The 9,167-nt window shown below is 62.6% G+C and carries 5 protein-coding genes and 1 pseudogene; 3 read left to right on the forward strand and 3 right to left on the reverse strand.

Translation table 11 applies throughout. The annotated features are described in order from the left end of the window. Window positions 1–73: 73 nt before the first annotated feature. The 3 genes from ACIQXU_RS20660 to ACIQXU_RS20670 all read right to left on the reverse strand — a co-directional run bounded on the left by ACIQXU_RS20660 (window position 74) and on the right by ACIQXU_RS20670 (window position 2,855). The gene (locus tag ACIQXU_RS20660) at window positions 74–400 is read right to left on the reverse strand and encodes an SRPBCC family protein (protein WP_402992107.1); all 327 of its coding nucleotides are present in this window, start codon (window positions 398–400) and stop codon (window positions 74–76) included. Between the two features lie 76 nt (window positions 401–476). Next, window positions 477–1,451: a helix-turn-helix domain-containing protein gene (locus ACIQXU_RS20665; RefSeq protein WP_003943380.1), complete on the reverse strand. Its 975-nt coding sequence runs from the start codon at window positions 1,449–1,451 to the stop codon at window positions 477–479. 210 nt (window positions 1,452–1,661) lie between these two features. Beyond that, window positions 1,662–2,855, reverse strand: coding sequence for an alcohol dehydrogenase catalytic domain-containing protein (locus ACIQXU_RS20670; protein ID WP_003943355.1), 1,194 nt, complete (start codon window positions 2,853–2,855; stop codon window positions 1,662–1,664). A gap of 202 nt (window positions 2,856–3,057) precedes the next feature. Here ACIQXU_RS20670 and ACIQXU_RS20675 point away from each other — a divergent pair, with 202 nt between their 5' ends. The 3 genes and pseudogenes from ACIQXU_RS20675 to ACIQXU_RS20685 all read left to right on the forward strand — a co-directional run bounded on the left by ACIQXU_RS20675 (window position 3,058) and on the right by ACIQXU_RS20685 (window position 7,655). After that, window positions 3,058–5,739: an excinuclease ABC subunit UvrA gene (locus ACIQXU_RS20675; protein ID WP_051649789.1), complete on the forward strand. Its 2,682-nt coding sequence runs from the start codon at window positions 3,058–3,060 to the stop codon at window positions 5,737–5,739. A gap of 128 nt (window positions 5,740–5,867) precedes the next feature. Beyond that, window positions 5,868–7,049, forward strand: a pseudogene (gene nhaA / locus ACIQXU_RS20680) (Na+/H+ antiporter NhaA); the annotation flags it as partial. After that, window positions 7,029–7,655, forward strand: coding sequence for a DsbA family protein (locus tag ACIQXU_RS20685; protein WP_263284177.1), 627 nt, complete (start codon window positions 7,029–7,031; stop codon window positions 7,653–7,655). The pseudogene nhaA and the gene ACIQXU_RS20685, both read left to right, overlap by 21 nt. Window positions 7,656–9,167 lie beyond the last annotated feature (1,512 nt).

Raw genomic sequence — 9,167 nt, forward strand, 5'->3', positions numbered from 1 at the left:
TCGCTCGACCCGACAGGCAAGGGCCAGGCACGATGGATAACGAGGTGGAAGCCCGCTCTGAACGCGTTTGCGATCACGTTCGCCGATCGTTGGCCGGGATCGGAAACTTACTGATGGAAATCCGCCGAAACACCGTTAAAGAGATAGACCCTGCGTCCGATTTCCACGCGATGCGTTCGTCCGGGTGCTGTTCGGTGATGGTGGCGTCGAATTCTCGTGTTTGTCCGGCTATTTCGAGGATCCACTGTGTGTGCACATCGTCGGTTTGTCGAATTTCCCGTACTCCGGACATGAAGTGCAGGTCGGGACGGCCCGTGTTCAGATGATGAGGTTCGAAGCGTTTCGTTTTCAGACTCGCAATTGGGGTCAGGTTTCTGGCCACCTGTCGTATGCGGGCCATGATTCGCCCGAGCCGGTCGTTGTTGACCCGTCCGGCGGCCTCGTTGAGCTGTAGAGCGGATATGTGCAGTGCGTTGTCAATCGAGGCGTTCTCGGTGTTCGTTGGGTGTCATGCCGGTGGTGTCGCGGAACGCTCGGTAGAAGGTGCGGGGGTCGGAGAATCCTGTTTGTCGAGCGATGAGGGAGACGGGCCGGGAAGGGTATTTTCGTAGTAGGTGCTGGGCGGACTGGATGCGCGCTGCGCGGAGATATCCCATGACTGTGTGGTCGGTTCCCTGGAACAGGCGGTAGAGGCTGCGGCGGGAGAGTCGCATCGCGGTGGCGATGCGTTCGGCGTCGAGGTCGGGGTCTGCAAGGTGGGCATGGATGTAGGCCAGAACCTGATCTCGTCGTAGGAAGGCGGGTATTTCGGCGGCAGAGCGAACCGGTGTGACGAGACTCAGTAGTGATGTGGCCAGTGAAGAGGCGTGAGTCTCGAGCTGTGCGGCGCCGTGGGGATCGCTGTCTTGGTGTTGGGCCAGTTGGGTGAAAAAGGCTGCGACGGCGGACATCGCTCCTGCACAGCTCATGGTCGTGGCCAGGATGTCCGTGGTCCGGTCGATGCCGGCGAGCGCGAAGGCTCGATCGGCGGGCACCTTGACGATGACCTGTTCGTAGGGTGCATCGGCTCGGAAAGCGAAGGGCAGGGAACTGTCGTAGATGACCATGGATCCTGGCGGGACTACTGCAGTGTGTCCGGCCTGTTCGATGACGCAACTTCCGCGCGTCTGGAATGTGGCGAACAGATACTCGTCCTGTTCCCGCCCTTGGGCGATTCGGCTGCGATTGCGGTGTGTCTGCTCGGCGGTGGCTCGTTTCGTGGACAGAGTGAAGTTCGTGTATCGGCCGAGACGGACATCGCCGTAGAAGTCGGGGTCGGCGGGGTCGGTGCTGACGTCGACGTAGGCATGGCGCCGGGCCTCTCGCCAGTAGTCGATGACACCGTCGTCCGGCGCCCGCGAGGTCGACAACGTTTCGAAGTGTGGCAATGAGGGCTCGTCTGCATCAGCCATGGCCGGATCACCTGCCTTTCGGATACCACTGAGTTTACTGAGCCGCGCGGGAAAGTCCTGCGGGTCGGGGAGAGAGCGAGCCGGCCCTGTGTCCGCCAGTCGGGGGGCGATCACAGGGCCGGAAATCTACGCGTGCTGCAAAACGCTCAGGCCGTGAGCATTCCGTGCTGTATTGTGCTGAGACCATGAGCTTTCCGTGCTGGATCGTGCTCAGGCTGGAATCATTCCGTGTGGGTCGATGATGAACTTGCTCGATGACCCCTGATCGAAGGTCTCGTAGGCGGCGGGTGCTTCGTCGAGGCCGATGACCTTGGTGTTGAGCATTGCGCTCAGATACGGCATGCGGTCCCACAGGATCGACATCATCAACTCGCGGTTGTAATGCATGATCGGTGCCTGCCCCGCGGACAGGCGCGGTGACTTGATCCAGGCCTTGCCGAATTCGAGCGGGAAGATGCCTTCCTGTTCGGCCTTTGTCGGTGCCAGAGGGTCGGGGCCGTAGACGCCGATGACGCCGGTGGCGCCGCCGGCACGGGTGGCTTCGAGGACGTCGTTGATGGCACCTGCCGGCTGAGGCTGATTGGACTCCGAGCCGATGCCGTGTGCTTCGGAGCCGACATAGTCGACGCCACAATCGACTTCGCGCTCACCGAGGATGGCCTCGATCTGGTCGGGCAAGGGGATGTCCTGGCTCAGGTCGATGGTCTCGCAGCCGTTGTTCTTGACCAGGTCGAGTCGGTCCTGATAGTAGTCGCCGACGATGATGCAGGATGCGCCGAGAAGGCGTGCTGCTGCTGCGCCGCAGCGTCCGACCGGCCCGGCGCCGGCGATGTACACCGTTGAACCTGGTTTGGCCCCTGCCTCGATGAGTCCGTGAAAGGCGGTGGGAAGGATGTCCGAGAGCAGGGCAAGATCGAGGATCTTGTCCATGGCCTGGTCCTTGTCCGGGAAACGGAGGAGTTGGAAGTCCGCGTACGGGACGAACAGGTATTCGGCTTGTCCGCCCACCCAGTCGCCGAGATTGAAACCGTATGCGCCGCAGGAGACTGCAGGATTGACGGTTTCACAGACATCTGTGCGGCGAGCTTTACAGTTGCGGCATCGTCCACAGGCGACGTTGAAGGGGACCGAGACGAGATCGCCTTCTTTGAGGAACTCCACGTCGGAGCCGACCTCGATGATCTCTCCGGTCATCTCGTGGCCCATGACCATACCCTGGGGGACGGGGAAGGACCCTCGGTAAATGTGCAGGTCGCTGCCGCAAATGTTGGTAGCGACGATTTTCAGGATGACGCCGTGGGGCGCTTTTCGTCCGTTCGGCATCTCCAGCTTGGGGAAGTCGAGTTTCTCGACCTTCATGGTGCCGGGGCTCTCGAACACCACTGCGCGGTTGCTGTCTGCCATGCTGTCGCTCCTAACCTGGGGGATCCCTGCACGCTGCGATTCGGGACCCGGTTGTGGTGGCGTGGCCACCGGGGGACCTTTCGAACGTATGCGCACGTGGCGATACGTGTCAGTGACCTTGCGTGTCAACTGAGTGACGATGTGTGCCAGGAGTGCTGTGGGGTCTGCCGCAAGGCTCCCTTCCTTCGTTATGGTCACCGGCATGACAAACCGTTCCGAACATCTCGCCGAGGCCGATGATCGCTGGAGGCAGGGTGTCGTGGTGCGGGGAGCTCGGCAGAACAATCTTGCCGACGTCGATCTCGATGTTCCTCGAGACCGTCTGGTGGTGTTCACCGGTGTGTCCGGCTCGGGGAAATCCTCGCTGGCGTTCGGGACACTGTTCGCGGAATCGCAGCGGCGCTATCTGGAGTCGGTGGCACCGTATGCCCGTCGGCTGATCGACCAGGTCGGTGTACCCGATGTCGACGTCGTCGAGGGACTGCCACCGGCGGTTGCACTGCAGCAGCACCGAGGCATCGGTAATGCTCGATCGAATGTCGCCAGCGTGACGACATTGGGCAGTCTCGTGCGGATGCTCTATTCCCGTGCCGGGTCTTACCCAGATGACCAACCGATGCTCTACGCGGAGGACTTCTCGCCGAACACCGTGCAGGGCGCATGTCCGACCTGCCATGGCATCGGGCGCGTCTACGAGGTCGATGTCGACAAGATGGTCCCCGATCCCACACTCAGCATCCGGGAGCGCGCGATCGCTTCGTGGCCGCCGGGCTGGCCGGGTGGCAACCTTCGCGACATCCTGGTGTCACTGGGATACGACGTCGACTCTCCGTGGAAGAAGCTGCCGAAGAAACATCGCGACTGGATCCTGTTCACCGAGGACCGCCCCACCGTTCCTGTGTACTCGGGATTTACCCCGGCACAGACTCGGCGAGCGATCAAAGCCGGAACCGAACCCAGTTACGAGGGCAATTTCGTCGGCGCCCGGCGGTTCGTGCTCGATACCTTCGCGAACACCAAGAGCTCGATCGTCAAGAAGCGGGTCTCTGAGTTCGTCACCAGCGAGGTATGCCCGATGTGCCAGGGCAAGCGGGTCAAGGCGGAGGCGCTCTCGGTCACCTTCGAGGGCCTGGATATCGCCGAGTTCGCGTCCTTGCCCCTGGCACGACTGGCAGAGATCGCGCGCACTGTTGTGTCCAGCGACTGGCTACCCGAGGCGGCAGGAGAAGCTCTCGACGAAACCCGACGAGCCGAGGCCACGCGACGACGTGTCGCATCGGGAGGATCGGCGCACACCGCCGCTCCCGACGTGCGACGCACCCCGAACGTGTCAGCGGAAAAACAGGTGGCGGCGCGGCGCCTGCTCGACGACCTCCTCGAAAGAATCCAACCCATCATCGACCTCGGGCTGGGATATCTGTCACTGGACCGGACGACGCCCACACTCTCCGGCGGAGAGCTGCAACGACTGCGCCTGGCGACGCAGCTGTCCTCGAAGCTGTTCGGCGTCGCCTACATCCTCGACGAACCTTCGGCGGGACTGCACCCCGGCGACTTGACGGCGCTGCTGAGAATTCTGCACGGACTTCGTGAGCGAGGAAACAGCGTCCTCGTCGTCGAGCACTCCCTACCCGTCATCCGAGAAGCGGACTGGCTGGTCGATATCGGTCCCGGTGCCGGCGAGAACGGTGGACGCGTGCTCTACAGTGGAACACCCGCCGGGCTGGCCGACGTACCGGACTCGGTCACCGCACGCTATCTCTTCGACACGTCGGAGCAGGTGCGCCGCCAGCGGCGTACCCCCCGCGGGTGGCTTCGCGTCGAAGGCGTCGAGCGCAACAGTCTCCGCGACCTCACCGTGTCTTTCCCTCTCGGGGTCTTGACCGCGGTCACCGGAGTCTCCGGTTCGGGGAAATCGAGCCTCGTCAGCCAGGCTCTACCAGCGTTGATCAACGCTGAACTGGGCCGGCCCGCCGCGCCCGATGCCAACGTCGAACCGCGCGACGACACCGATCTGCTGCTCACCGGAGATCAGGGCGCGGTCCGCGGCCGCATCGAGGGCACCTTGGGAGGGCTCCGTCGGGTGGTCGCCATCGATCAGCGCCCTATCGGGCGCACACCCCGATCCAATGTTGCAACCTACACCGGCATGTTCGACCACATCCGCAAGCTGTTCGCCGCAACACCTGCGGCCAAGAAACGGAACTACAAACCGGGGCGGTTCTCCTTCAATGTCGCCGGTGGCCGCTGTCCGACCTGCGAAGGTGAAGGCTTCGTGATGGTCGAGCTGCTTTTCCTGCCCAGCGTCTACAGTCCGTGCCCGGACTGCAACGGCACTCGTTACACGCAGAGCACACTCGAAATCACCTGGCGGGACCGCAACATCGCCGACGTTCTCGCGATGAGCATCGACGAAGCCCACGCCTTCTTCACCAGTGAGAACGACGTTCTTCGCTCGCTCACCGTCCTACGCGAGGTCGGGTTGGGTTACCTGCGACTCGGACAACCCGCCACCGAGCTGTCCGGCGGCGAAGCTCAGCGTGTCAAGCTGGCATCCGAACTCCAGCGTGCTCAACGCGGCGACACGCTCTACATCCTCGACGAGCCCACTGCTGGGCTCCACCCGTCCGACAGCGACAGACTGCTCGCTCACGCGCAGGGGCTCGTCGACGCCGACAACACCGTCGTCATGGTCGAACTCGACATGCGCGTCGTCGCCCAGGCCGACCACGTCATCGACCTCGGACCGGGAGCGGGCGCCGACGGCGGACGTATCGTCGCCACCGGTTCCCCCGAGCAGGTAGCTGCCACTGCCGACAGTGCGACTGCCCCCTATCTACGAGCGGCGCTGGAAAACACAGGCGCCGGCACCACACAACACTGACCTGACCGCGCACCACCGCCTGGACTGAACGGCGATAAGGATCAACTAGCGATGGCACGACAGGCACCGAAACCCCAAGGCCTGCGTAATCAGCTCTCCAACTCTCTCCGGCCTCTCTCCGGCGTGAGTCCGGCTCCGCGGTGCTGCTGCTGGTGGTAACCGTGACCGCCCTGCTGTGGGCAAATTCGCCGGCTTCGGACGCGTACTTCGACCTCTGGCATCAAGGCGCCGGATTCGAACTCGGCCCGGTGGCGTTGCACATGAGCCTTCACCATTGGATCAACGACGGGTTGACGGTCGTCTTCTTCTTTCTGATCGGGCTCGAGGTACGCCAAGAGTTCGCCCACGGGTCATTACGTGATCGAACCCGCACTCGTATCGCCGTGATCGCCGGAGTCGCGGGGGTGTGTCTACCCGCCGTCATCTACGCCGTGATCGTCGGCAGCGGAGACAGCCTGCAGGGTTGGGGGGTGGTCGTCGGCACCGATACCGCCTTCATGCTCGGGGCCTTGGCGCTCCTCGGGCCCGCACGATCAGGCCAACTGCGAGTGTTTCTCCTTACCGTCACGGTGGTCGACGACTTCCTCGCGGTGTCCATCATCGGATTCGTATACAGCGAAAACATTCGCCTGATTCCACTGCTCGTTTCCCTGGCATGCCTGACAGCATTGTGGCTACTCGGGCGGGCGCGACAGTGGCGAGCCGCGCCATACATTCTCGTGGTGATCGTGCTGTGGTTCAGCACGATCGAGTCGGGTGTTCATCCCTCGCTTGCCGGAATGGTCGCCGGCCTTCTGATTCCCGCGTACCCGACACAGCGGCACAAGGTGGAGGCGGCTCCAGAACTGTTTCGTGACTTCTGGCAGTCTCCGAGCGCCGCATCAGGTCGTGCAGTGTCACGTGGACTGGCCAAAGGCACAGCCGTCAACGAGCGGATACACGAATACCTCCGGGTACCCACCGCGCTGATCGTGGTACCGATCTTCGCTCTCGCCAACGCCGGCGTCGACCTGCGTGGCGGACTGCTCGTCGAAGCGTTCAGTGCCCGTGTGACCTGGGGAGTTGTGCTTGGCCTGGTTCTCGGCAAGCTCCTCGGCATCGGAGCAGCCACATACATCGCTGTCCGACTCGGAGCGGGCCGATTACCGCAGGGGGTCGGCATGGGCAGTGTGATGGGCGGATCTGCGCTATCGGGGATGGGATTCACCGTATCGCTGCTGATCATAGGTTTGGCTTTCGGCACATCTCCCGAACTGGCCGGGCAGGCGACCGTCGGCGTGCTCGTCGCCATGGTGCTGGCTGCAGTACTGGGTGCGGTGATCTTCCGCGTGGCAGCGACCAAGCTGGGTGAGGCCGAAGCCGATCTCCCCATCGTGCTGGAACCTCCCGTAGATCCCGAGATCGACCACATTCGTGGACCCGAAGACGCCCAGCTGACCCTTGTAGAGTTCGTCGACTTCGAATGTGGATTCTGCGCACATGCCACCGGAGGATGGGACGACCTGCACGTCCACTTCGGCGACGATCTGCGCTACGTGGTCCGTCACCTACCGCTGGTGGACATCCATCCGCACGCACTGGTTGCCGCACATGCAGCAGAGGCCGCCGCACGGCAGCACATGTTCTGGGAATGGCTGGACTTCGTGTTCACCCGCCAGAACGCGCTCGCGCGAACCGATCTCATCGGCTATGCAGCCGAGATAGGACTCGACGTCGACCAGTTCGTCGCGGACCTCGACAGCGACGCGGTCGCCGAGCGCGTACAACGTGACATTTCCAGCGCCCAGTCCAGTGGTGCCCGAGAAACACCGACCTTTTTCGTCGAAGGCTGCCGAATAATCGGAAGCTATGACGCGCGCACCCTCACCAAAGAACTCGAGCACAGCCGCCGAGGCGCTCGCACGTCCCTGCAGTAGACGCCGGAGAGTATCGCCCTCAACGGCACCGTCCTCAACGCCCGACGACTTCGCTCGGATTCCCGATGTGATCGAGACGCTGATCGCGCGAATCAGCCGTCTTCCCCAAACCGTCACCTGCCGCACGTGGTCAGAGAACGCCGACGAAGACGAGCCAGTGGACTGCCGCACGGAATGCGGCAGCGAAGGGCGGGCCGACGAACAGCTCCAAATCCAACATCAACGACGGGGATTCATCGGCAGTGCCCACCGGGCCGGCACGGAGCGTTGTCTCGGACCGCAGACACGCACATCCTCCGGCATGAGCCCGGAAGACACACGCGACCAGATCAGCAGAAAGTTCATCGTTGATGTCTCCTCGCCGTTCCGTGCTCGTCGGAATGCGTGGCGCCGGGACTCGAGCTCGTCCTGAACGAGTGCCAACCGGATTTCGTCGCATCGAGTCCGATCCTTCTGCTCAGCGAGCCGGGCAGCTTCCTCGACCAGCTCGGAATCCGTCATTCCTCGCCTGACATCCTTCACCGCAAAACCTCTCGAATAGTTCGTTTCGGTGTGGATACCCAATTACCTGGCGATCAACAGACTCCGACCGGCAGCCCGCGACGTCGGATGGTCGCTAGGTGATCTCAGTGTCGACGCCGTCCAGGTTGCTGCAACTTCGCCTATTTAGATGGCGGAACTATCCTCGCGGCGTCCTACGGCTCGCGATCAAACCAGTCATCGACGTGCCGCAGTGATCGCTGCGGCACCCCGCGGTGCCGCCATGGCCTTCTCCGAGCACTACGACACCATGCCTCAACAGACCTACACGTGGTCGAGTTCGATCAAACCCGAAGCATCACAGCAAAACCCGAACTCGGCCAAGTTGCGCACCTTCTTGGAGTCCTGAGATCGGTCACCAGCTCATGAATAGCCGCACCGTCCCACACATGGCAGCAGAGGAGAAGGACTGAGACTGTGAGCACCATCGGATACACCGGTGTCTTAGAACAAACCCCGAACTGCAGCAGTACGCACTCCGCCAAGCCGGAGCGATCTGTATCTTCACCGACTGCGAATCCGGCTCGAAAACGCAGCGACCCCAGCTCGCCGAACGCCTGAGCTACCTACGCGGGAATGGCGGTGTCGTCCTCGTGGTCTGAACTCGACAGGCTCGGACGATCCGTTTGTCGCCTCATCGGCACGTCCACATTCTTTGCGAACACTGCTCCGTATTCCGTTCTTTCGCAGAAGGATTCGGCACAACCACCGGCGGGGTCGTGAATTCTTCTCCCGCATCATGGCCGCTCTCGCCCAAAGGTGGGCACCACATGATCGTCGAATGCGCTCACGCCGGCCTCGAAGCCGTCCGGCGCCAAAGCCGACACGGTGCCCGCCCAACCGTCATGACACCCGAACGTACCGAACGGGCCCGCTCCGGGAGTGTTTCTTAAACGGTGTTTCGGCCCGACACGCTGGGTGAATGCCCGGCGAGAAGGGTGCCGTGATGACGACACTGGATGATGTGACGAA

This window comes from Peribacillus sp. NPDC097284 (assembly GCF_044761765.1).
Taxonomy (GTDB): domain Bacteria; phylum Bacillota; class Bacilli; order Bacillales; family DSM-1321; genus Peribacillus.

Excerpts from the sequence above, each read along its gene's own strand:
- ACIQXU_RS20660 (WP_402992107.1), bottom strand. The coding sequence starts at position 400 with ATGGCCCGCATACGACAGGTGGCCAGAAACCTGACCCCAATTGCGAGT.
- ACIQXU_RS20665 (WP_003943380.1), bottom strand. The coding sequence starts at position 1,451 with ATGGCTGATGCAGACGAGCCCTCATTGCCACACTTCGAAACGTTGTCG.
- ACIQXU_RS20670 (WP_003943355.1), bottom strand. The coding sequence starts at position 2,855 with ATGGCAGACAGCAACCGCGCAGTGGTGTTCGAGAGCCCCGGCACCATG.
- ACIQXU_RS20675 (WP_051649789.1), top strand. The coding sequence starts at position 3,058 with ATGACAAACCGTTCCGAACATCTCGCCGAGGCCGATGATCGCTGGAGG.
- ACIQXU_RS20685 (WP_263284177.1), top strand. The coding sequence starts at position 7,029 with ATGGTGCTGGCTGCAGTACTGGGTGCGGTGATCTTCCGCGTGGCAGCG.